Consider the following 24,802-nt stretch of genomic DNA (forward strand, 5'->3'; position numbering starts at 1 on the left):
AGGTCTTCCGTGAATTACAGGCGCGACACATCCTGCGTCGCCGCATTCAATCCCTACGGGAAACGGTCGGACACTGCACCGACCGGATCGAAGGCACCGGATCTGCGATCCGGTGCAGATATTTCAGCTTAGCCGGGCGTTCAGCCGCGGGTCAGGCTGGCGACCGCGCGCTCGAAGCGATCCAGGCCTTCGTCGATGTCGGCATCGGCGATCACCAGGCTGGGCGCGAAGCGCACCACGTCCGGACCGGCCTGCAGGACCATCACGGCCTCTTTCTCGGCGGCGTTCAGGACGTCCTTGGCCTTGCCCTTCCAGGCGTCGGAAAGCACCGCGCCGATCAGCAGGCCGAGACCGCGAACCTGGGTGAAGATGCCGTATTCGGCACCGATCTTCTCCAGACGCGCCTTGAAGCGCTCATGCTTGGCCTTCACGCCGGCCAGGACTTCCGGGGTGTTGATCACGTCGAACGCCGCGCCGGACACCGCGCAGGCCAGCGGGTTGCCGCCGTAGGTGGTGCCATGGGTGCCGACGACCAGGTGCTCGGCGATCTTCGCGGTGGTCAGCATGGCGCCGATCGGGAAACCGCCGCCCAGGCTCTTGGCGCTGGAGAGGATGTCCGGATTCACGCCGTAGTGCTGGTAGGCATAGAGGTAGCCGGTACGGCCGAAGCCGCTCTGCACTTCGTCGAAGATCAGCAGCGCATTGTTCTCGTCGCAGAGCTTGCGCACGCCTTCCAGGTAGGCCTGGTCGGCCGGCAGCACGCCGCTCTCGCCCTGCACCGGCTCGATGATCACCGCGCAGGTCCTGGCGGAGATGGCGGCCTTCAGCGCATCCAGGTCGTTGAACGGGATATGGGTGATGCCCTCGACCTTCGGTCCGAAGCCATCGGAATACTTGGCCTGGCCGCCGACGTTGACGGTGAACAGGGTGCGACCGTGGAAGCTGTTGACCATCGAGATGATCTCGTACTTCTCCGGACCGTAGACGTCGTGGGCATAGCGGCGGGCCAGCTTCAGCGCGGCCTCGTTGGCCTCAGCGCCGGAGTTGGCGAAGAACACGCGCTCGGCGAAGGTGGCGTCGATCAGCTTCTTCGCCAGGCGCAGGGCCGGCTCGTTGGTGAACACGTTGGACACGTGCCAGATCTTGTTGGCCTGCTCGGTCAGCGCCTCGACCAGCGCCGGATGCGCATGGCCCAGCGAGTTCACCGCGATGCCGCCGGCGAAGTCGATCAGCTCACGGCCGCTCTGATCCCAGACTCGGGAACCCTGACCACGCACCGGAATGAAAGCGGCCGGGGAATAGTTGGGAACCATGACCTGGTCGAAGTCGGAACGTTGAACCTGCGCTTGCGGAGCGGACATCGGTGTTCTCCTGCCTGGTAAGGCGGCTATCGATGAAAGGATTGTAGGGACTGAAACGAGGCCGGCATTGCCGCCATGCGACAACTTGTTATAGCGCCAACCCGCGGAATTCCGAGGCTTACGGAAATGCGACAGAAAGCGTCGGGAAGGCGCAGTTTAAACGCAGGCGGAACAATGGGCGCAGCCGGCGGGAAATTTTCTTCGGAGCCCGTAGGTTGGTGCTGAGCGAAGCGAAGCCCGACATCTGTCGGGCCGGATGCAGTCGTTGGGCTTCGTACCTCAGCCCAACCTACGAGGAGTGAAACCCGGCGACGTTATTCAACCGCGCTCGCTGACGGCCGGAGCGGCCTCGGCTGCGCCATGACCACGGCGCTGGTTGCGGTCTTCCCGCGGGGTGACGCCGAAGAAGTTGCGGTAGGCGCTGGAGAAGTGCGGGCCGGAGGAGAAGCCGCAGGACAAGCCAATCTGGATGATCGACTTGCTGGTCTGCATGAGCATCTGCCGCGCGCGGTTCAGGCGCAGTTCCAGGTAGTACTGGCTGGGCACGCGGTTCAGGTATTGCTTGAAGATGCGCTCCAGCTGGCGGCGCGACACGCAGACGTGCTGGGCGATCTCGTCGGTGGTCAGCGGCTCCTCGATGTTCGCCTCCATCAGCAGCACCGCCTGGGTGAGCTTCGGGTGGCTGGAACCGAGGCGGTTCTTCAGCGGGATGCGCTGGCGTTCGGAGCCTTCGCGGATGCGCTCGACCACCAGTTCCTCGGATACCGCGCCGGCCAGTTCCGCGCCGTGATCGCGCGACAGCACCGCCAGCAACAGGTCGAGCACCGCCATGCCGCCACAGGCACTGAGACGGTCGCGATCCCATTCGAACAGGTGGTTGGTGGCGATGACCTTGGGATAGCGCTCGGTGAAATCGTCCTGCCAGCGCCAGTGCACGGCGGCGCGATAGCCGTCGAGCAGTCCCAGCTGGGCCAGAGGATAGATGCCGGCGGATAGCGCACCGACGCTGGAGCCGCCGCGCACCAGTTGCTTGAGCGCGGCAGCCAGTGGCGGAGCGACCTGCGCCGAAGCCTCGTCAGCGACCAGGAACACCCGCTGGCATTGCTCCAGCAGACCCTGCCAGGGCTTTCCGGGCAGGTGCCAGCCATCGCCTTCGGCTGGCGTTTCGGCGAGCATGAAGACCGGATCGTAGAGCGCCTCTGGATGCAACCGCCGGGCCACCCTCAGGGCCTCCTCGGCGAGCGCCAGGGTCAGCGCGCGAGTCTGCGGCCAGAGCAGGAAACCGATGCGTTGGGCTGTCATGCTGGACGTTCCATCGACCTCGTATAGGTGTGAATACCCAAGCTTACTTCAAGCTGCCGGAAAGGAACTGCTTGAGACGTTCCGACTGCGGGTTGGCCAGCACTTCCTTCGGGCAACCGCGCTCTTCCACCAGCCCCTTGTGCAGGAACACCAACTGGTTGGAAACCTCGCGGGCGAAGCCCATCTCGTGGGTCACCACCACCATGGTGCGGCCTTCCTGGGCGAGGTCCTGCATGACCTTCAGCACTTCGCCGACCAGTTCCGGGTCGAGCGCCGAAGTCGGCTCGTCGAACAGCATCACCTCCGGCTCCACCGCCAGCGCACGGGCGATGGCCACGCGCTGCTGCTCGCCGCCGGACATGTGCGCCGGGTAGGCGTCCTTGCGGTGCGCCACGCCGACCTTGGCCAGGTAGTGCTCGGCCTTCTCCAGCGCTTCCTTCTTCGGCACGCCGAGGACATGCACCGGCGCCTCGATGACGTTTTCCAGCGCGCTCATGTGCGACCACAGGTTGAAGTGCTGGAACACCATCGACAGGCGCGAACGCATGCGCTGCAACTGCTTGCTGTCGGCGGCCTTGAGCCCGCCGTTCTTCGTCGGCACCAGCTTCAGTTCCTCGCCGTTGAGGAGGATCTTGCCGGAGTGCGGCTGCTCCAGCAGGTTGATGCAGCGCAGGAAGGTACTCTTGCCCGAGCCGGACGAGCCGATGATGCTGATCACGTCGCCAGCCTTGGCGGCAAGGGATACGCCCTTGAGCACTTCGTGGTCGCCGTAGCGCTTGTGCAGGTCCTGGATTTCCAGTTTGTACATGCTGTCGATTCTCGAATTCAGTCGTTGATCAGCCGGCCCTTGCGGAACGGTTCACGCCCGGCCACCTTGGCCAACCACAGCCCCGGCTGGGCATAGCGCCCGCGCTCGATGGCGAACAACACCCCGGAAGTCCCGGCATGAACGGTGCTGAGCTTGTCATTCAGCGGGTCGACCACTTCGAACAGTGCATCGCCCTTCTCCACCCACTCGCCGGCGGCGCGCAGGAAGCTGACTACGCCGGCATGCGGCGCGTACAGGTATTCGGTGCCCTCGAAGGGCACTCCCTCACAACATTCCGCGGGCGCCGCCGGCCACTCGCCGGCGATCAGGCCCTGTTCGGCGAGGAAGCCGAGGATCGCCTCGGCGTTGGCCCGGGCCTGGTCGACGCGGGTATCGCCCATGCTGCCGAGTTCAACGGTGGTCGCCAGGCAGGCCAGCGGAATCGCCGCATCCGGGAAGGCGCGCGCCAGGCGTAGCCACGGCAGTGAGCAGGACTCGTCGAAGGAGCTGCCGCCGGAATCCTCCGCCAGCAGCACCGTGCCCGCCTTCAGGCGCGCCGCCAGGGAGCGCCAGGTCGGCCAGTGCTGCGGGATCGCGTAGAGATGGATCGCCGCCTCGAAATCGCAGTGCAGGTCGAGCACCACGTCCGCATCGCAGGCATGGCGCAGCAGCAGGCGCTGCATGCCCTGAAGCTCGGAACCGGCCGGCGGCAACTCGTCCAGCGCCTCGACCATGGTCTGGCGGATCAGCGCGACGTTGGCCTGTTCGTCGGCACCGAGACGCGCGCCGACACGGGCGGCAACCAGTTCGCTCAGCTCGACGAAGTCGCGATTGAAATTCTTCCCGCTGCCCAGCTCGAAACGGCCGAGATGGCTGGCCTGCAGGGTCTGGCCGAGGCCGATGGGGTTGGCCACCGGAACCAGCTCGACACGCGCCTTCAGAAGCCCCCTGGCCTCCAGATCGGCAAGACGCTGCTTCAGCTCCCAGGCGGTACGCATGCCCGGCAGCTCATCGGCGTGCAGGCTGGCCTGGATGTAGACCTTGCGCTCGCCGGCGCCGAAGCGGAACACGCTCAGGCGGCGTTCGCTGCCGAGACTGCTCCACGGCAGCAGGTGATCGATACGTTCCATGCTCAGTTCCTCAGTGCTTGCGCGGTGCGAGATAAGCCAGGTAGCGGCGCTCGGCAATCTTGAACAGGCGCACCAGGGTGAAGGTCAGCACCAGGTAGAACAGGCCGGCGGTGATGAACGCCTCGAACGGCAGGTAGTACTGCGAATAGACGGTACGCGCCGCGCCGGTGATGTCGACCAGGGTGACGATGGAAGCCAGGCTGGTGGTCTGCAGCATCATGATCACTTCGTTGCTGTACTGCGGCAGCGCGCGGCGCAGCGCCGACGGCAGGAGGATGCGGCGGTACATCTTCAGGCGCGACATGCCCATCGCCTTGGCTGCCTCGATTTCGCCATGGGGCGTGGCCTTGATGCTGCCGGCGAGGATTTCCGCGGTGTAGGCGCTGGTATTGATGGCGAAGGCCGCACAGGCGCAGAAGGTGGCGTTGGACAGCCACGGCCAGAACGCGCTTTCACGCACCACGGCGAACTGGGCCAGCCCGTAGTAGATCAGGAACAGTTGCACGAGCATCGGCGTGCCGCGGATCACGTAGGTGTAGAACCAGGCCGGCAGGTTGACCAGCGGGCGCTTGGACACCCGCATCAGCGCCAGCGGCACCGCCGCCAGCAGGCCGAAGAACAGCGAGATCGCCAGCAGCTTGAGGGTGACCCAGAGGCCGCTGATGTAGAGCGGGATGCTGTCCCAGATGACGGAGAAGTCGAAAATCACGATGGCACCCCTTGTATCAGAGATCGGCGACTTTCACGCCGACCGAGTAGCGGCGTTCGAGCATGCGCAGCAGGATCAGCGAAATGGTGGTCACCACCAGATACAGCGCCGCCACGGCGAGGAAATAGGTGAACGGCTCGCGGGTGGCGTCGGAGGCCTGCTTGGCCTTGAACATCATGTCCTGCAGGCCGACCACGGAAATCAGCGCGGTCGCCTTGACCAGCACCAGCCAGTTGTTGGTGAAGCCGGGGATGGCCAGGCGGATCATCTGCGGCACCTGGATGCGGAAGAACACCTGCAGGCCGCTCATGCCGTAGGCGAAGCCGGCCTCGCCCTGCCCTTTCGGGATGGCCATGAAGGCGCCACGGAAGGTTTCCGAGAGGTAGGCGCCGAAGATGAAGCCGAGGGTGCCGACGCCGGAGATGAACGGATTGAGGTCGATGTAGTCCTCGTAGCCGAACATCGGCGCGACCCAGTTCACCAGGGCCTGGCCGCCGTAGAAGATCAGCAGGATCAGCACCAGGTCAGGCACGCCGCGGATGACCGTGGCATACAGGTCGCCGCACCAGGCCAGCCAGCGGACCGGCGACAGGCGGAAGGCTGCGCCGATCAGTCCGAGGGCAATCGCCAGGACCATCGAAAGCAGCGCCAGCTGAAGCGTCAGCCAGGCACCATCAAGGATGGTTGCCCCGTAGCCAGTGAACATCGCTCAACACCTCTTGCGGACGACGGCATCAGGACAGCCGCCGAAAGGAAATCACCACGCCAATAAAAAAGTGGCACAAACAACGGGACTTCACCCTCGCTTGTGCCACTTTCGTGGACGGAAATCAGTTCTCGCCGTAGACGTCGAACTTGAAGTACTTGTCCTGGACCTGCTTGTACTTGCCGTTGGCGCGGACCGCTGCGATAGCAGCGTTGAATTTCTCCGCCAGGGCAGTATCGCCCTTGCGCACCGCAATGCCGGCGCCACCACCGAAGTACTTCGGATCGTTGTACTCCGGACCTACGAAGGCGTAGCCCTTGCCGGCCTCGGTCTTCAGGAAGCCGTCGTCGAGGTTGACCGAGTCGGCCATGGTCGCGTCGATGCGGCCGGAAACCAGGTCCATGTTGGCTTCCTGCTGGGAGCCGTAGCGCACCACTTCGATACCGGCCGGAGCCAGCACGTCGGTGGCGTAGCGATCATGCACGCTGGCGCGCAGCACGCCGACCTTCTTGCCCTTCAGGTCGACGGTCGGGTCGCTCATGGCCGCGCCTTCCTTCATCACGAAGCGCGCCGGGGTGTGGTAGTACTTGTTGGTGAAGTCGACCGACTTCTGGCGCTCGGGGGTGATGGTCATGGACGACAGGATGGCGTCGATCTTGCGCACTTTCAGCGCCGGGATCAGGCCGTCGAACTCCTGCTCGACCCACTTGCACTTGACCTTCATCTCTTCGCAGAGCGCATTGCCGATATCCACGTCGAAACCGGCCAGCTGGCCATCCGGAGTCTTGAAGGAGAACGGCGGGTAACCGGCTTCGATGCCGATGCGCACCGGCTTGTCGTCGGCATGGGCGACCAGGGAGAGCGCGGACATGGCCAGCGCGCCGAGAAGTACGAACTTCTTCATCATCAGCTCCTTCGAGGATGTGACTTCGATTGGCGGAGAAAGGAATCGGCCCTGGCTGTCCGTGCAAATGGAGGGGTGAGTCATCTGCGCATCGCTGTAGCGCGGTTCTGGTAGAAACGCACTAACCGGGGTGGCGGCATTCTAGCGGCAGCCCGGAAGCCGTTATTTCTTCAATGCGACAACAAATTATAGAAGAGCCGGAAGGAATAACCGAAGGTATTGACGGGGAAGGAAAAGCATGAAACTTCGGAAAAAAGCTGAACCGTTAGATAAAGCAGGAATCGAGCCACAAGACCGATCCCCCGCCAATCGCGGGCCTGCGCAGGTATATGAACGAATCCTGCTCCCGAAAGCGTTCCCATGCGCCTCAGTCTGGTGCGGAAGTGTTACGCAAGCGGTGACAGGATGGAGCGCACCCCATCCGGCACCGCGACCGATGCGGAACGGCGATCAGCTCGCCTCGTAGAAGTCGTATACCAGGGTGTCGTCGCTGGTCTTCCGGCCGCGACCGATGGCCTGCACCTTGTTCAGCCAGGCATAGCGCGGGTCGCCGGTTTCGAAGGTGGGAGCGGCGATGACCGCGCCCAGGCCCTCGGGGCCGATGGCGCCACGGCCCTCATAGGACACCTGGATGAATGCGCCATCGTGGGTTTCCAGGGTGCAGCGCACTTCGATGAACAGCGTGCCGTCCGGACTGATCAGCGCCCAGTCGGCGGCGGCGACGTTCTTCATGGTGGCTTTCAGCCGCTCGCCCTCCCACTGGCCGCCGAGCAGTTCGACGACAAGGCGCGTGCCGCGCGGGGTATTGGGCATCTGGACCGGCTCACCCAGCTTGAGGGTGGCGGTGGCCAGGTGGGTCAAAGTAACGCTCATGCTTGTTTTCCTTGTTCTAGGCGTTCCTGAAAGAAAACTCCGCAGTTCATCCGGGGCGTTGCGGAGGCAGGAACTTGATACCACTGGCGCATGAGCACGACAAACGACTGAACGGCCATTTCCGGCGCAGATTCGGCAGGCGGGATGAATCCGCCGCCTGCCCCGGACTCACCCGGACACGTTGCGGCCGGCGACAACCCCGCATTTGAAGACGACGCCGTCGCGCTGGTGCTTGAACATGTCGTCCGTGTAGGACTTGCCGACGCGATAGAAGGACCCGCTGATGGAAAGCCGCGTCAGGTCCTGGTAGTCCTCGTTCACCAGCAGGACGCGATAGTCCTTCTGCCCGCAGAACCGCTGCGCCTTGTGCAGCGCATACTCGTTGGCCGTGGCGGCGCCGCCGATCCCCGGCAGCGCTGCGGCGGACACCACATACATGCCGTCGCCGACCGGCCAGACATCGCTCACCGACGCGCAGCCGGTCAGCAGCAACGGTAACAATCCCCATATCGGTTTCATGTCTTGTCCCTGTATCGAATGCCGCCCCATTTGGTCTGCCCCGGGCGACGCCGGTCGGATGACGCTGCCGATTGCGCACACCCATGCCAGCCTAAGGATAGCCCGCCCGCATCGAAGTGCCGGCCCCTTTCACGCCCACGGCGCCGGACTGCTAGGCTTTTCCCGATAGCCCGCGGAGGCACCATGAACGACTTGCCCCAGGACAACTCCAGCGATGTGTTCGCCTATCTGAACCTGCTGCACCAGCATGGCGGTTCGGACATGTTCTTCAGCGTCGGCGCAGCACCGCTGATCAAGGTGGAAGGACACAACCAGCAGGTTGGCGAGCGGCCATTGACCTCCGGGGAAGTGAAGAAACTGGCCTATCAGTTGATGACCGAGAAACAGATCGGCGACTTCGAACGCGATCTGGAGATGAACCTGGCGATCAGCGTGCCCGACAGCGGGCGCTACCGGATCAACATCTATTACCAGCGCGGCGAAGTGGCGATGGTCGCACGGCACATCAAGGACGTGATCCCGGACTTCGCCACCCTCGGCCTGCCGCGGATACTGGAAAAGCTGGCGCTGCAGGATCGCGGGCTGATCCTGGTGGTCGGCGCGGCCGGCAGCGGGAAATCGACCACCCTGGCGTCCATGCTGGATTTCCGCAACAAGCGGCGCAGCGGGCACATCGTCTGCGTGGAAGACCCCATCGAGTTCCTCCACACCCACCGCCGCTCGATCATCGACCAGCGCGAGGTCGGGCTGGATACCCACAGTTTCTCCGAGGCCTTGCGCAACGTGCTGCGCGAGGCGCCGGACGTCATCATGATCGGCGAAATCCGCGACCTGGAAACCATGCAGCATGCCCTGCACTACGCCGAAACCGGCCACCTGTGCCTGGCCACGCTGCACGGCACCAGCTCCCGCCATGCCATGGAACGCGCCGCCCGCTTCTTCCCGGATGAAGCCCGTCACCAGGTGATGGCGGATCTGGCGCAGAACCTGCTGGCGGTGATCGGCCAGCGCCTGATACCCGGCACGGCACAAAAGCGCGTCGTCGCGGTCGAAGTGGTCCTGGGCACGCCGCATATCCGCGGATTGATCCAGCGCGACGAACTGGGGGAAATGAAGGGAGCGACCGAGCGGGCTCTGGAACAGGGCATGCAGAGTTTCGACCAGAGCATCTACACGCTGTTCGAATCCGGACGCATCAGCCTGTCGGACGCGCTGAAGTTCGCCGATTCGCGAACCGATCTCAGCCTGAAGATCAAGCTGGAGCACGGCTCAGACGCATCCGATACGGACCTGAAGATGCTGCGCGACAACTGAAGAATGGCTTTTTGCCTGCATCCCCGACCGGTTATGCTGGCTCCCTACAAAAAACTGCGCAGCGGCCGGCAGCGGTCCTGGTGCAATACTCGACATCGAGGAGTTTCGTGGGCATGTATCGCCTGAGTACCCGCCTGATCGCCTTGAGCCTGCCTATCCTGCTGGCCGGCTGTGCCGCATCCAAACCCTGCACCGACCTCAGCGAACGCTGCCAGGCGGAGCGCATGCTGTACCAGAACGACATGCTGCAGGCCCGACTGCTCATCGCCTCCGGCGAAAAGGAAAACTACCGGCTCGCCGATGCGCTGCTGGATCGCGCCATGCCCTACGACCGGAAGGGCGAGGCGCCCTTCTACAAGGCGTTGCTGAAGATCAAGGACGGCGCGCCCACGGAGGAAGCCCTCGACCTGCTGGAAGAGGCCGCGAAGGCAGGCCAGCCCTATGCCACCGCCCTGCTCTACAAGGTCTACAGCGAACCCTTCCTGATCCCCAGTGCGGACCGCGCCAAGGCCAGCCAGTACCGCGCAGCCTACAGCCGGCTGGACGTGGCGATCAGCGGCTATCCATCCTTCGAGAAGGCCCTGACGCTGGTCGACGGGATGCTCGGCGCAGCATCCTCGCAGGACGCCCAGGCGGCGGGGCGCTGACATCCGGGGATACCGACGCTGCAACGGATTGCAGCCACGGCACGGCGACGCAGTTTGACCTATAACTGCGAATAGCCCATCCGTGTCGCAAGGCACGGCCATCTCTCTCCACCAACGCAGGACTTCAGCATGCCGAGCGACCCCGCCCGCAGGATATTCACGCTCAAACGCATCCTCATTGGCGCCGCGCTGGCAATCCCGCTGGCGCTGCTCGGCTACCTCTACTCGGCCCGCGCCGGTCAGCCGCCGATGGACGAGGCAACCTTCCTCAGGCAGTCGGCGGAGTTCTTCGACCAGCAGACCCGAGACAACCTGCCGAAGCAGGTGGACAAGGTGACCACCCTGAACAGCGTGAAGCTGAGTCTGGACGACAGGACCCTGTACTACCGCTACTCCATCTCCAGCGTGAGCTCCACGCAACTTGACGCTGCAGGCAAGGCGAAGCTGCAGGACGGCCTGAGGGCCGGGCTGGTCGCCGCCACCTGCCAGCAGCAGGAACTGCTCGAACGCTTCCGCCGCTACCGCATCCGCGTCAGCCATCAGTACACCGGCAACGACGGCAAGCTGCTGGCCAAGGTCGATATCGACCCGCAGACGCTGCGCTGCCGCGGCTGAGTGCGACAGGATTCCGCATGAGCCGCGCCGCCTTCCATCAGCAGCACGCCGACAAGGCCCGCGAGGAGGCGCAACGCCTGCTCTCCCGACGTGACAGCATGGGTGGCCGCTGGCTGCAATGGGTGGCGGGAGAACTGTATCGCCTCAGCCCGCCGGAATATGCGGCGATGGTGCGGCGGGAGCTGGAGCGGCTGGCGGCGGAGTCTTGAGGCGGAATTGCATTCCGCTCGATCGGCTTCCCCTCACCCTAACCCTCTCCCGAAGGGAGAGGGGACTGTTCGGCGTGGAGAGAAGCGCCACGCCTGCCCGACACTCCGGGGCGGCCCCCTCTCCCACTGGGAGAGGGCTGGGGTGAGGGCAGAGCCATATAGCCAACCGACCGACGCGAACACCATCCGCAAGGTTCGGAACTATGCTGTAGAAGCTTGTCGATTCGTCGGCGCTCATGCGCCCCGGGAGGTGGTAATGGCCAAAGAGCGTTCCGCAGGGATGCCGCAACCATCAACCAGCATCTGAGGTGAAGGTCATGAGCAAAGGTCTTGATGCCCATAAGGAAGCAAAGAAAAAGCCCCAGAAAACCGCTCAGGAAAAACGCATGGCGAAAAAGCACAAGAAAGCCGGTCCGGCTCTGCTCGGCAGCCACACGTCGCAACCCTGATGCACATCCCACGCGGATAACCCCTCCCGGGTTATCCGCCCCTCGATTCGTTCCGTCAGTCGTCGGCTTTGGGATCGAGCCCGGGGAACAACACCTCGGTGAAGCCGAACTTTCTGAAGTCGCTGATGCGTGAAGGGTAGAGCCTGCCGATCAGATGGTCGCACTCATGCTGCACTACGCGCGCATGGAAACCTTCGGCAATGCGATCGATCGGCTGCCCCTGCGGATCGACGCCCTGGTAGCTAATGCGCCGGTAGCGATTCACCGCGCCGCGCAGTCCGGGCACCGAAAGACAGCCTTCCCAGCCCTCCTCCACTTCCTCGCCGAGCGGCGTGATCAGCGGATTGAGCAGGATGGTCTGCGGCACCGCCGGAGCATCCGGATAGCGCTCGCTGTGTTCGAAACCGAAGATCACCAGTTGCAGGTCGACACCGATCTGCGGCGCTGCCAGCCCGACGCCGCCGGCGTGGCGCATGGTTTCGAACATGTCGTCGATCAGGGTCTGCAACTCGGGGCTGCCGAACAACTCCTGCGGCACTGGCGGCGCAATGCGCAGCAGGCGCTCGTCGCCCATCTTCAGGATTTCGCGGATCATGCCGGCCTCATCGATACGGGTAGTGGGTCTGCAATGCTGGTCCGCCATCGGCCGGCGCGCAAGCCCCGGCCGCCCTGGTATCAGGGCAGCTCGATGCTGCCGTCGAGGATGACGATCAGGCCCTGCTTGTAGAGGCCGCCGATGGCCTTCTTGAAGTTGCCCTTGCTGACGCCGAACTGCTGGCTGATCAGCTCCGGCGGGCTCTTGTCGCTCAGCGGCAGCGATCCACCGGCATCGCGCAGCGCGGCGAGGATTTTCTCGCTCAGGTCGTCGCGGGCGGCCTGGCCGACCGGCTGCAGGCTCAGGCTGATCTTGCCGTCGTCGCGCATTTCCTTGATGTAGCCCTTCTCGCGCATGCCGTTGCGCACGAACTTGAACACCTCGTTCTTGTGGATCAGGCCCCAGTGCTTGCCGTTGATGATCGCCTTGTAGCCGAGGTCGGTACGCTCGACCACCAGCAGGTCGACTTCCTCACCAGTGCTGTAGTTGGCCGGGGTGTTGTCGAGGTAGCGATCCAGGCGTGCGGTGGCGGTGATGCGGCGGGTGCGCTCGTCGAGGTAGACGTACACCACGCAATAGTCGCCGACCTGCAGCGGGCGCTTCTCTTCCGAGTGCGGCAGCAGCAGATCCTTGGGCAGGCCCCAGTCGAGGAACAGGCCGACCCGGTTGACCTCGACCACCTTGAGACTGGCGAAGCCGCCGACCTGCACCTTGGGCTTCAGCGTGGTGGCGATCAGCCGGTCCTCGCTGTCCAGGTAGACGAAGACGTTCAGCCAGTCACCCTCTTCCGTTGGCTCGTTCTTCGGCACGTAGCGCTTGGGCAGGAGGATTTCGCCGTGCGCGCCGCCGTCCAGGTAGAGCCCGAAATCGGTGTGCTTGACCACCTGCAATGAATTGAAACGCCCGATGACCGCCATGTTCGTCTACCTCGAAAAAGAGGGCGAGGATTCTACTCCCTCCCGTGTCTTTGCGCTTCCGTAGGAGCAACGTGGCTGGGCCAAAACTCGCGCAGGTTGGTGCTGAACGCAGTGAAGCCCAACGATGGCGATGTTGGGCTTCGCGTTGCGAAGCGCCAACGGTGGAGCATTACAGCCCGTAGGAGCAACTGTCTTGCAGCCGAGGGCGCTTTTTGTAGGAGCGAGCTCTGCTCGCGAAGCTTTTGAGTTGCCGGCGTTCGCGAGCAGAGCTCACTCCTACAGGAATACGCCCCACGTCTGCCCGTAGGAGCGCCGTGCCGCCACGCGCCAACAAGCGTCACCCGCCCACCGCCTGGCCGAACTGCAATTCCGCCAACCGCGCATACAACGGGTTGCGGCGCACCAGCTCCGCGTGGCTGCCCTGCGCCACCAGACGACCGTGATCGATCACCGCGATACGGTCGGCATTCAGCACCGTGGCCAGGCGGTGGGCGATGACCAGCGTGGTGCGGCCGCTCATCAGGCTCGGCAGCGCCTGCTGGATCAAGTGCTCGCTCTCCGCATCCAGCGCGCTGGTGGCTTCGTCGAGCAGCAGGATCGGCGCATCCACCAGCAGCGCGCGGGCGATGGCCAGGCGCTGGCGCTGCCCGCCGGAAAGGCCGAGGCCGCTTTCGCCCAGGTGCGTCCGGTAACCCTGCGGCAGCCGGAGAATGAACTCGTGGGCATGTGCGGCGCGGGCGGCCGCCTCCACCTCGGCATCGCTGGCCTGCGGGCGACCGTAGCGGATGTTCTCCTCCACCGTGCCGAAGAACAGCGCGGGATTCTGCGCCACCAGCGCGAAGCAGCGACGCAGGTCACGTGGGTCGAGCTGGTCGATGGGCTGGCCGTCGATGCGGATGCTGCCCTGCTGCGGGTCGAAGAAGCGCAGCAGCAGGTCGAACAGGGTCGACTTGCCGGCCCCCGACGGCCCGACCAGCGCCAGGGTTTCTCCCGGTTCCACCAGCAGGTCGATACCGTCGATCGCCCACTGCTCCGGGCGCGTGGGATAGGCGAAGCGCACGCCCTGCAACTCGATACGCCCCTGCACCCGCGCCGGCAATCTCAGCAGGCCGGCATCGGGCGCACGGATTTCACTGCGTGCGCGCAACAGCTCGGCTATCCGCTCGCCGGCGCCGGCGGCGCGCTGCAACTCGCCGATCACCTCGCTGAGAGTGCCGAAGGCCATGCCGACGATCAGGCTGTAGAACACGAAAGCCGCCAGGTCGCCGCCGGTTATCTGCCCGGAAATCACATCCAGCCCGCCAACCCAGAGCATCACCCCCACCGCGCCGAGCACCAGCAGGATCACCACGCTGACCAGCCAGGCACGCTGGGCGATGCGCCGCCGCGCGGTGACGAAGGCGCGCTCGACCGTCTGGCCGAAACGCTGGCGATCCTCTGTCTGGTGGTTGTAGGCCTGCACCGTCTTGATCTGCCCGAGCGCCTCGCCGACGTAGCTGCCGACATCGGCGATGCGATCCTGGCTCTGCCGCGAAAGGCTGCGCACGCGGCGGCCGAACAGCAGGATCGGCGCGATCACCAGGGGCAATGCGGCGATGACGATGCTGGTCAGCTTGGCGTTGGTGAAGAACATCAGGATCACCCCGCCCACCAGCATCAGCGTATTGCGCAACGCCATGGACAGCGACGAGCCGATCACCGTCTGCAGCAGGGTGGTATCGGCAGTCAGGCGCGACTGGATTTCCGAGCTGCGGTTGTCTTCGTAGAAGCCCGGATGCAGCTCGATCAGATGGTCGAACACACGCTTGCGGATATCCGCGACGCAGCGCTCGCCGATCCACGACACCAGATAGAAGCGCGCAAACGTGCCAACCGCCAGACCAACGATCAGCACGAAGAACAGCATGATCGAGCGGTTCAGCAAATCCGCCGACTGGGTGAGCAATCCCTGGTCCACCAGCAGGCGAATGCCCTGCCCCAGCGACAGGGTGATGGCGGCGGTGAACAACAGCGCGACCAGCGCACCGAGCGCCCGCCAGCGATAGGGAGCGAGGAAGGTTCGGGCCAGACGCAAGGCAGTGCGCTGGCGTGACGACAGGAAAGACATGGGCTGCTCGCGGCAAGATGGGGCACTGCGCCGAGCGTAGCACTACGCAAGGCGTAGCCCACTTGTACGGCTGGCCATAGGGTGAATTCCTGTAGGAGCGAGCTCTGCTCGCGAACGCCGGCAACTCAAAAGCTTCGCGAGCAGAGCTCGCTCCTACACCTGAGGCCGTCTCGGGCGTAGTCCATGCAATGGAAAGCCGCGAAGTCACAGGCTATACCACCCCCTGTTGACCTGGATCATTGCCGCTCATGCCAATTCCCGCCCCGCAGGCTGCTCATTTCATGTACAATGATCGGCCATTTTGATGATGAAAGGTCATGGCAGCCATGAGTTCGAAGCCCGTCACCCGCCAAAAATCCATGCCGAAACCCCCGCCGGCAGTGGAAACCCGCGAGTCCCTGGAAGCCCAGGTAGCGGCCTTCCTGAACGGCGGCGGCCAGATCCAGCAGATCGCCAAGGGTGTTTCCGGCCAGAACTATGCCGCACCGAGCCGCCACATCAGCCTCGGCAAGAAGTAATGCCCCCGAAGCCTGCCCCCAGCGGCAGGCTTCCCTTCCTCTCTCCTCCCCTCCAGATATCCTCCTCCCCGGCAAAAGTTGCCTTGTCCACTTGAACTGCGGCAGAGTCCGCCGATAGTTAGGACTGGCCCTCACGCGGCCCCATTCAAGGAGATCTGGAATGCCCCTCCCGGAACAGCTGCATTCGCGCAACCTGCTGGACGTGCTTATCCGCGCAGGGTTGATCCTGCTGTTGGCGCTGTTCTGCTTCCGTATCTTCCATCCGTTCCTCGACCTGATGCTCTGGGCAGTGATCCTGGCGATCGCCCTGTACCCGTTGCACCAGGTATTCACCCGCTGGCTGGGTGACCGCCATGCCGGCGCCTCGATCCTGATCCTCCTGCTCGGACTCGTGGTGCTGCTAGTACCGGTGGCCATGCTCGGCACGTCGATGGCCGAATCGGTAGGCACGTTAGTCCACGCCATCCAGAACAAGACCCTGCACATTCCCATGCCGCCGGACTCGGTACGCGGTTGGCCGCTGGTAGGACAGCCCATCCACTCGCTCTGGCAACGCCTCGCCACCGACTTCATGGGCGTGCTGCATCAGGTCGCGCCGCATCTGCAAGGCTTCGCCAAACCGGTCCTGCACCAGGTGGCCGGCGCCGGCGCGGGCCTGCTGGAGTTCCTCGCCGCCTTCCTCATCGCCGGCATCATCATGGCCTACGGCAAGAATGGCAGCAGCACCGCCGAAGCCATCGCCGTGCGCATCTCCGGCGAGGAACGCGGGCCGGAACTGGCCGAACTGTGCGCCTCGACCATCCGCGCGGTGGCCCAGGGCGTGGTGGGGATCGCCTTCATCCAGACCCTGCTGCTGGGCGTCGGCTTCATCGTCATGGGCATCCCCGGCGCCGGCCTGCTGGCGCTGGGCGTGCTGCTGCTGGGGATCATGCAGTTGCCGGTGGTGCTGATCACCCTGCCTGCGCTGATCTACGTGTTCCTCACCAACGATTCGCTGCTGATCTCCATCGTCTTCACCATCTGGACCGTGATCGCCGGGCTTTCCGACAACGTGCTGAAACCGTTGATGCTCGGCCGCGGGGTCAAGGTGCCGATGCCAGTGATCCTCATCGGCGCCCTCGGCGGCATGCTCACCAGCGGCATCCTCGGGCTGTTCGTCGGCCCGGTGGTGCTGGCGCTCGGCTTCGAGCTGTTCATGACCTGGGTGCGCGAGCGCCCACGGGTGGCGGAGTAGCCGCTAGGTTCTGTACGAAAAGTCGCCGAGCGAAGGTCAGGCGAGGCAAAAACCGGTGAGGAAGCGGAGTTTACGAGCTGTAAATGAGCATTACTCGCTCCGCTCGCCCTCCGGGCCGCGCTAAAGCGCGTTCAGTGGCAAGCCACTGTCCGAACCGGTTTTTAACGAAGCATCACCGAGCGCAGGCACTTTTCGTACAGAACCTACAGCAGCGCCACCATTTCCTTCAGACATACCGCCCAGGTGCCTTTCGGATTGAGGTAGCGATAGCCAAAGCGCGAGCCATGCGGATCGGTGGTCAGCACGGCATTCCAGGCCAGCCCACGCTGCAGCTCGTGGGCCGGGTCAAGGAGGAAGAAGGCATCCTCGCTCATGCCGATCGCCAATCCCCAGTGGCGAATATCACTGCTCTTGCGGCCATGGAATCCCAGCACCACCGGGATGTTCTCCTGCAGATGGCGCCGGGTCAGCTCGACCATCCGGCGGCCGCTGCCCTTCTCCACCCGGTACTCCTTGTCGCTGATCTCGCCGAGCAGATCCAGCAGGTCATCGCCCGTGGTGCCGACGCGCACCAGCGGTTCATGACGCTCCAGCGCCTGCATCAGCCGACCGTAACGGGTGCGCATATCGACCGGCGCAACGCCCTTGGCCTGGCGCCGGCTCAACTGGTTGCGCGCGAGCATCGCCATCACCAGGCAGTAAGGCCCGCAGGCACCGTCCATCTCGCCCTGGCGCAGATGCACCTTGTCGCCCCGGCGATTGCTCAGGCTGCCACTGCCGGTTTCGGAGATATCCCAGTCCAGGCCATCTATCAGGCTGATGCGCATTTCGACTCCTCGCCAGCTCCTCTTGGGTTTGACCGGGTCTCGCACCGTTCATTCCACTCCGGCGGGTTACAATGAGCGCCCAATCCTTCCCTGGCCTCCCGTCATGTCCGAACCGATCCGCCTTTCCAAGCGCCTTGCCGAACTGCTGCCCTGCTCCCGCCGCGAGGCCGAGCTGTATATCGAGGGCGGCTGGGTGACGGTGGATGGCCAGCCTGTGGAGGAAGCGCATTTCCGCGTCACCGACCAGCGCATCGAACTGCTGCCAGGCGCCACGCCGACGCCCATCGAGCCGGTCACCCTGCTGCTGAACAAGCCGACCAGGTTCGGCAGCGGCAATGGCGCCAATTCCGCGCAACAGTTGCTCGTCCCGGCGAACCACTGGGAGGAAGACCGTTCGCCATTGCGCCCGCTGCGCAAGCATTTCGGCCACCAGCAGTTGGCCTACCCGCTGGAAACCGATGCCAGTGGCCTGATGATCTATACCCAGAGCCGTGGCGTGCTGCGCAAGCTGGAGGATGACGCGGAGAAGGTCGAGCACGAGTATGTGGTCGAAGTTGCCGGCACAATCGCCGCGGACGGCCTGCGCCGCCTTTGCCACGGCCTCAGCTACGAGGGCCAGCCCCTGCCGCAATTGAAAGTCAGCTGGCAGAGCGAAACCCGCCTGCGCTTCGCCGGCAAGCAGTTCCGCCCCGGCCAGATCGGCCACATGTGCCGGGCGGTCGGGCTGCAGGTCCTGTCGATCAAGCGCATCCGCCTCGGCGGAGTGTCCATGGCGAAACTGCCGGTCGGCGAATGGCGCTACCTTTTGCCGCAAGAACGCTTCTAGGGGCGGACATTACACTGGGACTCTTATGGGCAATCCCCCACGCATCGGACGCATGATGGAAAACCTCTACAAGACTCCCGAAGCCAACCTCGTCGAACCTGTGCAGCAAGAGGAAGGGGCATTCTTCGTCACCTCGCTGAGCAAGATGGCTCTCCTGTATCTGGCGACATTCGGCCTGTACGGAGTCTTCTGGTTCTATAAACAGTGGGATTTGCAGCGCGCCGCCATGCTGCCGAAGCGCATCGTGCCGGCCGCACGCGGCCTGTTCTATGTGTTCTTCACCCACTCGCTATGCGCACGAATCAACCAGTCTCTTGAACAGAATGGACACCCCGCCTGGAATCACCGCGGCGATGCCTGGCAAGTGGTGATCCTGACCATCCTGTCCAACGGACTGAGCGAGGTCGCCGATCGCTACACCGGACTGTCGCTGTATTCCTTCGCCAGCCTGTTGTTCCTGCTGTCGCCGCTATACCCCATGCTCAGCATCCAGCGCCAGGTCAATCTCGCCAGCGGCGATCCCCAGGGGGAACGCAACTCCGGGATGTCCGGCCTCAACATGCTGTTCATCGTACTCGGCATCGTGCTCTGGCTGCTCGTTCTGCTGGGTTACGGCATCGAAGCTTTCCCTGAACTGCAGGCCTGAGAGCAGCACTGCAACCTGACGGATTTCAGGGCTTTCCGACGCCCTCCTGCTCCTGCAGGTCGCCAGCGAACAGGTTTTCCAGATCCGCCCGCGCCTCGCGGGTGGTCTGCACGACCGCCTGTTCGTCGTCGTAGACGGCGTACTGGGCCATCAGCACCTCCTCGTCATGCTGCTTGAAGCGGCGAATGCGCGCCTGCGCCTGTTCTTCGCTCAAGCCGATGCCGAGCAGGATCATCCGGCTCATCTCCAGGCTGGAATGGAAAGTCTCGCGGACCGGCTTGGCGTCCATGTCCAGCAGGTGATAGACGTGCTGGCGGTTGCGCGCCCGGGCGATGACCTTCACGTGCGGGTACATCCTGCGCACCAGGCGGGCGGTTTCCATGTTGGTTTCCGGGTTGTTGGTGGCGACCACGAAGAACTCGGCCTTGTCCACCTTCACCGCACGCAATATCTCCGGGCGCAACGGATCGCCGTAGTAGATCGGCATGCCGCCGAAGCTGCGCTGCAACTCGATGGCGTCCACCGACGTGTCGAGCGCCACGAACGGCACCCCCTGGGCGCGCAGAATCCGGGCGATGACCTGCCCCATGCGGCCCATGCCGGCGATCACCACGCGCGGTTCGTCGGTCACGATCTGCCGGTACTCGGCGGGCGGCTCGGGCTGGGGCGCCGCCGGAATGTTCCTGGCCATCCGCGCGGCGAACAACACCATCAGCGGTGTCAGGGCCATCGACAGGGTGATGGTCAGCACCAGCATGTCGTGCTGGGCGGCACTCAGAAGACCTTCGGCCAGCGAGAGCTTGAACACCACGAAGGCGAACTCGCCGCCAGCCGCCAGCACCAGGCCGAGACGCAGCGCACCGCCCTTGTCCAGCCCGCCAACCAAGCGGCCCACCCAGTAGATCAGCGGCAGCTTCAGCAGGATGAGCAGCAGCGTCAGCCCGATCACGGTGAGCGGTGCGCTGCCCAGCAGACTGAGGTCGGCGCTCATCCCCACGCCGATGAAGAACAGCCCGAGCAGCAGGCCCTTGAACGGTTCGAGCTGCGATTCCAGTTCGTGGCGATATTCCGAGTCGGCCAGCAGCACACCGGCGAGGAAGGCGCCAAGCCCCATGGATACGCCCGCCACCTCCATCAGCCAGGCGGTTCCCACCACCACCAGCAGCGCGGTAGCCGTGGACAGGTCGGACTGCCCGGTTCTCGCCACGGTACGGAACACCGGCCGCAGCAGGTAGCGTCCGCCGATCACCACCACGGCGATGCTGCCGACGACCTCCAGCAGGTGAGCCAGATCGCCGCCGGGCACGGTTTCATCGGCATGCGCACCAAGGAATGGAATCATGGCGATCAGCGGAATCGCCGCGATGTCCTGGAACAGCAGGATGGCGAAGGCCAGCCGGCCGTAGGGTGCGGTCAGCTGTTTGCGTTCGGCGAGAATCTGCAGACCGAAGGCTGTGGACGACAGCGCCAGGCCACCTCCCACCACCACCGCGGTGTTGCGCGGCAGACCGAAGAACAGGGCCACCACACCAATCGCCGCCGCGCAGAGCAACACCTGCAGCAAACCGACACCGAATACCGACCGGCGCATCACCCACAGGCGCTTGGGCGACAGCTCCAGACCGATGATGAACAGCAGCAGCACCACGCCCAGCTCGGACAGGTTGGAAACGCTCCCCGGGTTGCTGATCAGCCCCAGCACCGACGGACCGATCAATACACCGGCCAGCAGGTAGCCAAGCACCGACCCCAACTGCAGGCGCTTGGCCAGCGGCACCATGAATACGGCCGCGAGCATGAATACGACCGCTGAGGTCAGGTAGCTGTCTTCGTGCATGACTCAGTCCCCCTCCGCGCAGTACGCAGCCAGAGGGGAACTCGCGGGGAAACACGTCATCGGCAATCCTGTCTTCGAATGGAAAAAGTCGGCTGGGTCAGGCGTCCAGGGACAGCCCCTGGTCCAGCAGATGGCGGCGGAAATGCCCGACCAGTGCCTCGACCTGCTGCCAGGGCGCCGCGGAATGCTCGTCCAGCGCGATGTGGCTGCTCGCCCGGCAACGATCCTCCAGCGCGCAGGCCTGGTAGAAAGCATTGACCACCTCGACCATTTCCTCACGCTGGTTTTCCATGAGAATGGCGCCGTGAGCGAGCACCACGTAGCGCCCGTCGCTGTGCCGCCGGCGCCAGCGCTGCGCGGTACCGACCAGTTTGCGACCGCCGATGTTGACGTTGTAGCGGCCGTCGCAGAAGGCGCCATCCACCTCCCCCAGCCCCGCATCCAGCCCCATCGCCACCAGCCAGTCGCACAGCGGCTGGCAGAGGCGCAGATAGGCGGTTTCGATGCGTGTCTGTTCGTTGTCGGCCAGCGGTACGGCATAAGCGAGTGCGACGTTGAGCACGGCGGGAGACTGCGGCACCGGCTCGCCACCGGTATCGCGCAGGGCAATCGGCCAGCCACGGTCGCGACACAGCGCCTCGGCCTCGGCGAAACCTGCCAGCCGGCTCAGGCGGCGCGGCATCACCAGGGCATTGCGCTCGGGGCGCCAGAACAGCAAGCGGCCATCGCTGCGCCCGGAGAACACCTCATCCAGCGCAGCCCGTTCGGCATCCAGGCCATCATCAGCCGCCAGTCGCAGAACCTTCTCGCTCATGTCCTCGGCTCCTTCGTGCTTGCAGGAAAGGGACTATGCCCGCCGCACGCCTTGCGAGCAATGCGGCTAATCGAGGATAGGCAGATGGGGAATGCGACCCGGGGTGAGATTGGCAGGGCTGACCCCTCACCCCAGCCCTCTCCCGGAGGGAGAGGGGGCACAACGGCATCGGGATGTGCGCCGTGCCAACCGGCAGCTCCAGACAGTCCCCTCTCCCTCCGGAAGAGGGTTAGGGTGAGGGAATGTTTTACGGCAGAACGTCAATCCGCCGCGTGCCGACGGGTAAGCCCCGGCGGAATCCCACTGCTGTCGGTTGCGGTCCACGGACCCTGCGGACTGACGCCCCAGTACCAGCCATCATCCCAGCGATAGTAGGTGCGCTGGCGGTAGTACAGGTCCTTCTGCCCCTGGATCACATAGACACCCAGGCTAGCGTCCCAGCGACCGTTGCCGCCCGGCGGCGGGGCGAACTGGGTGGGACGGTTGGACTGCGCCGGGCGCGGCGACGGCTGCGGCGTGATGACGGTGCGCGGCGGCGTCTTGCCCGGCGGCGTGCCGACGCTCGGTTTCGTCGGTGGCACGGCTGGCGGAGGGGTTTCCGGCTGCGACGGCTGCGGCGGTTGCACCACGCAACCACCCAATGCCAGCAAGGCGCCGAGCGCCAGGATTCTCGCCTTCATCCTTCACCCCTCTGTCGGTTAACGCTGGTCAGGGCTGTCGATGGTCACTGCCTGCTCGCCCGCGTTGGCAATAGACAGCGGCTGGCTGCGACCGATCCATTCGCCGGCAGTGGCATTGCCCGCGCGGGACACCCGGGCGACGAGCTGCACCTGCGGGAAGTTGGACAGCTTGAGCTGCGGCATCATCGCGTCGGCATCGCTGAGCGCCACTTCGCTCGGCAGGTCAGCGACCTTCAGGCGCTTCACCGCCAGCGGCATCGGCGGACCGCTGACCGCACGGGCGAAGACGAACACCGAGTCATCGGGCTGGACCTGCCCCTTCACCGCATCGCTGAGATCGACCTTGACCTTCAGCGTCACCCCGGAAGCAGCCACGGCCGGCTGACTGGCGGGTGGTGGGGTTTCGCCCCGGGCAGCCATACGCTCGCGGGCGCGCTCGATGCCACCCTGGAGTGCCGACCGCGACGGATCGTCCGCCGGCAGCACGGTGACCAGACGCTCCCAGTACTTCACCGCACCGGCGTAATTGGCGTCCTCGAAGGCGGCGATGCCGAGCAGGCCGAGGGTGGTGACCTCTTCCGGGTCGCCTTTCAGCGCCTCGTCGGCCAGCGCGCGCACCTGCTCGCTCATCTTCTTGTCGCCGGCAAAATACAGCGCCTGGGCCCACTGGCCGAGCACTTCCGGCTGGCGACCGCTGAGACGCGCCGCCTGCTCGAAGGCCCGGGCGGCATCCTCCGCGCGCTCCTGAGTCATGTAGGTGCGGCCGAGGAAATACCAGCCCTCCGCAGAATCCGGCTGGGCCTGTACGGCGCGCTCCAGACGCGCGGTCATTTCTTCCATGGAGTGCGGCGCAGTAGCGAACTCGCGGGCCAGTTCCACCTTGTCGCTGGCGCCCCAGTGCAGGTAGAGACCAAGACCCAGGATCGGCAACAGCACCGCAGCGATCAGCGGCGCCGCGCGGCCGAGACGGGTGCGGCGGTCTTCGCCGGCACCTTCGGTATCCGCCAGCAGTTCGCGGGCGGCCTCGGCGCGGCCGGCTTCGAACTGCGCGGCATCGAGAGTGCCTGCGTCACGCTGGGCGGCCAGTTCGTCGAGGCGCTCCTGGTACAGGGCGACGTTGAGGGCGGTGCGGTCTTCCTCGGCCTGGGCGCGACGGCCACGCAGCAGCGGAATCAGCAGGAAAGCCAGGGCAACCAGCAGCAGAAGGCCGGCGGCGAGCCAGAAATCGATCATTTGTCTTGGTTATCCAGGGTTTCGTTTTTCAGCAGTGCGGCGAGACGCGCCTGCTCCTCGGCGGACAGGGTGGCGGAACTGGCACCGGTCGGGCGCCGACGGCGGACCACGATCACGCCGATGACCACCACCCCAAACAGCAGCAGCGCGGCCGGGCCGAACCAGAGCAGCCAGGTACGCTCGTTGATCGCCGGCTTGTAGCGGACGAACTCGCCATAGCGGGCAACCATGTAGTCGACGATCTGCTGGTTGCTCTTGCCCTGCTGCAACTGCTCGAAGATCTGCTTGCGCAGGTCGGCGGCGATCGGCGCATTGGAGTCGGCGATATCCTGGTTCTGGCACTTCGGGCAACGCAGCTCGGTGGTCAGGTCGCGGAAGCGTTCGCGCTGGGCATCGTTGGCGAATTCGTAGGTATCGATTGCCGCCTGGCCGACGCCGCACAGGGCCAGGCTCAGGGCGAAGGTGGCGAGCAGGCGCTTCATTTGCCAGCCGCCTCGTCAACCAGTCCCTGATAGATCGGCGCCAGTTGCTCGCGCCAGACCTGCTCGTCCACCGCACCGACCAGCTTGTGCCGGATGATGCCGTCCTTGTCGATGATGTAGGTCTCCGGCGCGCCGTACACACCGAGGTCGAGACCGAGGGTGCCCTGCTCGTCGCGGATGTTCAGCAGGTAGGGATTGTGCAGGTCGTTCAGCCACTTCTGCGCAGCGGCGTTGTCGTCCTTGTAGTTGACCCCGTAGATCACCACGCCCTGTTCGGCCAGTTGGGTCAGCACCGGATGTTCGACGCGGCAGGTCGGGCACCAGGTGCCCCAGACGTTGACCAGCGCCGGACGACCCTTGAGGTCGGCCTCGGTCACGGTCTTCGCCGGATCGGTGACGCTCGGCAGGGAGAATGCCGGGAACGGCTTGCCGATCAGCGCCGACGGCAGCTCGCTGGGGTCGAGCCAGAGACCGCGGAAGAGGAATACCGCGACGATCAGGAAGATCGCCAGCGGCAACAGCAGGATCGCACGCTTCACA

The 24,802-nt window shown here is 64.7% G+C and carries 28 protein-coding genes; 9 read left to right on the forward strand and 19 right to left on the reverse strand.

Annotated features, from left to right (window positions below; all coding sequences use genetic code 11):
- Positions 1-140 precede the first annotated feature (140 nt).
- From JFY56_RS10760 to JFY56_RS10800, 9 genes are all read right to left on the reverse strand, one after another.
- The gene (locus JFY56_RS10760) at positions 141-1,361 is read right to left on the reverse strand and encodes an aspartate aminotransferase family protein (protein ID WP_208313644.1); all 1,221 of its coding nucleotides are present in this window, start codon (positions 1,359-1,361) and stop codon (positions 141-143) included.
- Positions 1,362-1,679: 318 nt separating this feature from the next.
- Positions 1,680-2,663: a transcriptional regulator ArgR gene (gene argR, locus JFY56_RS10765; protein WP_208313645.1), complete on the reverse strand. Its 984-nt coding sequence runs from the start codon at positions 2,661-2,663 to the stop codon at positions 1,680-1,682.
- 43 nt (positions 2,664-2,706) lie between these two features.
- Entirely contained in the window at positions 2,707-3,471 is a 765-nt protein-coding gene (aotP, locus tag JFY56_RS10770; RefSeq protein WP_208313646.1) for an arginine/ornithine transport ATP-binding protein AotP, read from the reverse strand.
- 17 nt (positions 3,472-3,488) lie between these two features.
- On the reverse strand, positions 3,489-4,601 hold the full coding sequence (locus JFY56_RS10775) for a succinylglutamate desuccinylase/aspartoacylase family protein (protein WP_208313647.1): 1,113 nt from the start codon (positions 4,599-4,601) through the stop codon (positions 3,489-3,491).
- Between the two features lie 10 nt (positions 4,602-4,611).
- Positions 4,612-5,310: an ABC transporter permease gene (locus JFY56_RS10780; protein WP_208313648.1), complete on the reverse strand. Its 699-nt coding sequence runs from the start codon at positions 5,308-5,310 to the stop codon at positions 4,612-4,614.
- A gap of 16 nt (positions 5,311-5,326) precedes the next feature.
- On the reverse strand, positions 5,327-6,016 hold the full coding sequence (locus JFY56_RS10785) for an ABC transporter permease (protein WP_208313649.1): 690 nt from the start codon (positions 6,014-6,016) through the stop codon (positions 5,327-5,329).
- A gap of 124 nt (positions 6,017-6,140) precedes the next feature.
- Positions 6,141-6,920, reverse strand: a complete 780-nt coding sequence (locus JFY56_RS10790) for an ABC transporter substrate-binding protein (protein WP_208313650.1) — start codon at positions 6,918-6,920, stop codon at positions 6,141-6,143.
- 450 nt (positions 6,921-7,370) lie between these two features.
- The gene (locus tag JFY56_RS10795; RefSeq protein ID WP_208313651.1) at positions 7,371-7,793 is read right to left on the reverse strand and encodes a DUF3237 domain-containing protein; all 423 of its coding nucleotides are present in this window, start codon (positions 7,791-7,793) and stop codon (positions 7,371-7,373) included.
- A 168-nt stretch (positions 7,794-7,961) separates the two neighbouring features.
- Entirely contained in the window at positions 7,962-8,312 is a 351-nt protein-coding gene (locus tag JFY56_RS10800; protein ID WP_208313652.1) for a hypothetical protein, read from the reverse strand.
- 183 nt (positions 8,313-8,495) lie between these two features.
- Here JFY56_RS10800 and JFY56_RS10805 point away from each other — a divergent pair, with 183 nt between their 5' ends.
- The 5 genes from JFY56_RS10805 (at position 8,496) to JFY56_RS24525 (ending at position 11,546) form a co-directional block, all read left to right on the forward strand.
- Positions 8,496-9,626 (forward strand): PilT/PilU family type 4a pilus ATPase, encoded by a 1,131-nt coding sequence (locus JFY56_RS10805; protein WP_208313653.1) that lies wholly within the window; start codon positions 8,496-8,498, stop codon positions 9,624-9,626.
- Between the two features lie 113 nt (positions 9,627-9,739).
- A complete protein-coding gene (locus tag JFY56_RS10810; RefSeq protein WP_208313654.1) occupies positions 9,740-10,273 on the forward strand; it encodes a hypothetical protein in 534 nt (177 codons plus the stop codon).
- 129 nt (positions 10,274-10,402) lie between these two features.
- Positions 10,403-10,888, forward strand: coding sequence for a hypothetical protein (locus JFY56_RS10815; RefSeq protein WP_208313655.1), 486 nt, complete (start codon positions 10,403-10,405; stop codon positions 10,886-10,888).
- Positions 10,889-10,905: 17 nt separating this feature from the next.
- Positions 10,906-11,097 carry a hypothetical protein gene (locus JFY56_RS10820; RefSeq protein WP_208313656.1) on the forward strand — a complete coding sequence of 64 codons (192 nt, stop codon included), beginning with the start codon at positions 10,906-10,908 and terminating at the stop codon, positions 11,095-11,097.
- Between the two features lie 317 nt (positions 11,098-11,414).
- Entirely contained in the window at positions 11,415-11,546 is a 132-nt protein-coding gene (locus JFY56_RS24525) for a hypothetical protein (protein ID WP_268968857.1), read from the forward strand.
- Between the two features lie 55 nt (positions 11,547-11,601).
- On the opposite strand, the gene def is transcribed toward JFY56_RS24525, so the two are convergent.
- From def to JFY56_RS10835, 3 genes are all read right to left on the reverse strand, one after another.
- A complete protein-coding gene (def, locus tag JFY56_RS10825) occupies positions 11,602-12,141 on the reverse strand; it encodes a peptide deformylase (protein WP_208313657.1) in 540 nt (179 codons plus the stop codon).
- Positions 12,142-12,221: 80 nt separating this feature from the next.
- Positions 12,222-13,058 (reverse strand): CvfB family protein, encoded by an 837-nt coding sequence (locus JFY56_RS10830; protein ID WP_208313658.1) that lies wholly within the window; start codon positions 13,056-13,058, stop codon positions 12,222-12,224.
- A gap of 337 nt (positions 13,059-13,395) precedes the next feature.
- A complete protein-coding gene (locus JFY56_RS10835) occupies positions 13,396-15,165 on the reverse strand; it encodes an ABC transporter transmembrane domain-containing protein (RefSeq protein ID WP_208313659.1) in 1,770 nt (589 codons plus the stop codon).
- 326 nt (positions 15,166-15,491) lie between these two features.
- On the opposite strand from JFY56_RS10835, the gene JFY56_RS10840 reads away from it, so the two are divergent.
- Together JFY56_RS10840 and JFY56_RS10845 are read left to right on the forward strand one after the other, a co-directional pair.
- Positions 15,492-15,683 carry a hypothetical protein gene (locus JFY56_RS10840; protein WP_208313660.1) on the forward strand — a complete coding sequence of 64 codons (192 nt, stop codon included), beginning with the start codon at positions 15,492-15,494 and terminating at the stop codon, positions 15,681-15,683.
- A 160-nt stretch (positions 15,684-15,843) separates the two neighbouring features.
- Positions 15,844-16,917: an AI-2E family transporter gene (locus JFY56_RS10845; RefSeq protein WP_208313661.1), complete on the forward strand. Its 1,074-nt coding sequence runs from the start codon at positions 15,844-15,846 to the stop codon at positions 16,915-16,917.
- 203 nt (positions 16,918-17,120) lie between these two features.
- Here JFY56_RS10845 and JFY56_RS10850 read toward each other — a convergent pair whose 3' ends face one another.
- A complete protein-coding gene (locus JFY56_RS10850) occupies positions 17,121-17,744 on the reverse strand; it encodes a hypothetical protein (protein WP_208313662.1) in 624 nt (207 codons plus the stop codon).
- 103 nt (positions 17,745-17,847) lie between these two features.
- Between JFY56_RS10850 and JFY56_RS10855 the strand changes: the two genes are divergently transcribed.
- Both JFY56_RS10855 and JFY56_RS10860 read left to right on the forward strand, forming a co-directional pair.
- Complete coding sequence (locus JFY56_RS10855) at positions 17,848-18,570, forward strand: rRNA pseudouridine synthase (RefSeq protein WP_208313663.1); 723 nt, start codon at positions 17,848-17,850, stop codon at positions 18,568-18,570.
- Between the two features lie 25 nt (positions 18,571-18,595).
- Positions 18,596-19,216, forward strand: coding sequence for an MFS transporter permease (locus JFY56_RS10860; RefSeq protein WP_208313664.1), 621 nt, complete (start codon positions 18,596-18,598; stop codon positions 19,214-19,216).
- Positions 19,217-19,241: 25 nt separating this feature from the next.
- Here the strand turns inward: JFY56_RS10860 and JFY56_RS10865 are convergent, their stop codons facing one another.
- From JFY56_RS10865 to dsbE, 6 genes are all read right to left on the reverse strand, one after another.
- The gene (locus tag JFY56_RS10865; protein ID WP_208313665.1) at positions 19,242-21,053 is read right to left on the reverse strand and encodes a monovalent cation:proton antiporter-2 (CPA2) family protein; all 1,812 of its coding nucleotides are present in this window, start codon (positions 21,051-21,053) and stop codon (positions 19,242-19,244) included.
- A gap of 97 nt (positions 21,054-21,150) precedes the next feature.
- A complete protein-coding gene (locus tag JFY56_RS10870; protein ID WP_208313666.1) occupies positions 21,151-21,867 on the reverse strand; it encodes a lipoate--protein ligase family protein in 717 nt (238 codons plus the stop codon).
- 260 nt (positions 21,868-22,127) lie between these two features.
- The gene (locus JFY56_RS10875; RefSeq protein ID WP_208313667.1) at positions 22,128-22,547 is read right to left on the reverse strand and encodes a hypothetical protein; all 420 of its coding nucleotides are present in this window, start codon (positions 22,545-22,547) and stop codon (positions 22,128-22,130) included.
- Between the two features lie 18 nt (positions 22,548-22,565).
- Positions 22,566-23,780 carry a c-type cytochrome biogenesis protein CcmI gene (gene ccmI, locus JFY56_RS10880; protein ID WP_208313668.1) on the reverse strand — a complete coding sequence of 405 codons (1,215 nt, stop codon included), beginning with the start codon at positions 23,778-23,780 and terminating at the stop codon, positions 22,566-22,568.
- Positions 23,777-24,262, reverse strand: coding sequence for a cytochrome c maturation protein CcmH (ccmH, locus tag JFY56_RS10885; RefSeq protein ID WP_208313669.1), 486 nt, complete (start codon positions 24,260-24,262; stop codon positions 23,777-23,779). Before ccmH ends, ccmI begins: the two co-directional genes overlap by 4 nt.
- Complete coding sequence (dsbE, locus tag JFY56_RS10890; protein WP_208313670.1) at positions 24,259-24,801, reverse strand: thiol:disulfide interchange protein DsbE; 543 nt, start codon at positions 24,799-24,801, stop codon at positions 24,259-24,261. Before dsbE ends, ccmH begins: the two co-directional genes overlap by 4 nt.
- Position 24,802: the final 1 nt, after the last annotated feature.

This window comes from Pseudomonas schmalbachii, assembly GCF_017589465.1.
GTDB classification, from domain to species: Bacteria; Pseudomonadota; Gammaproteobacteria; order Pseudomonadales; family Pseudomonadaceae; genus Pseudomonas; species Pseudomonas schmalbachii.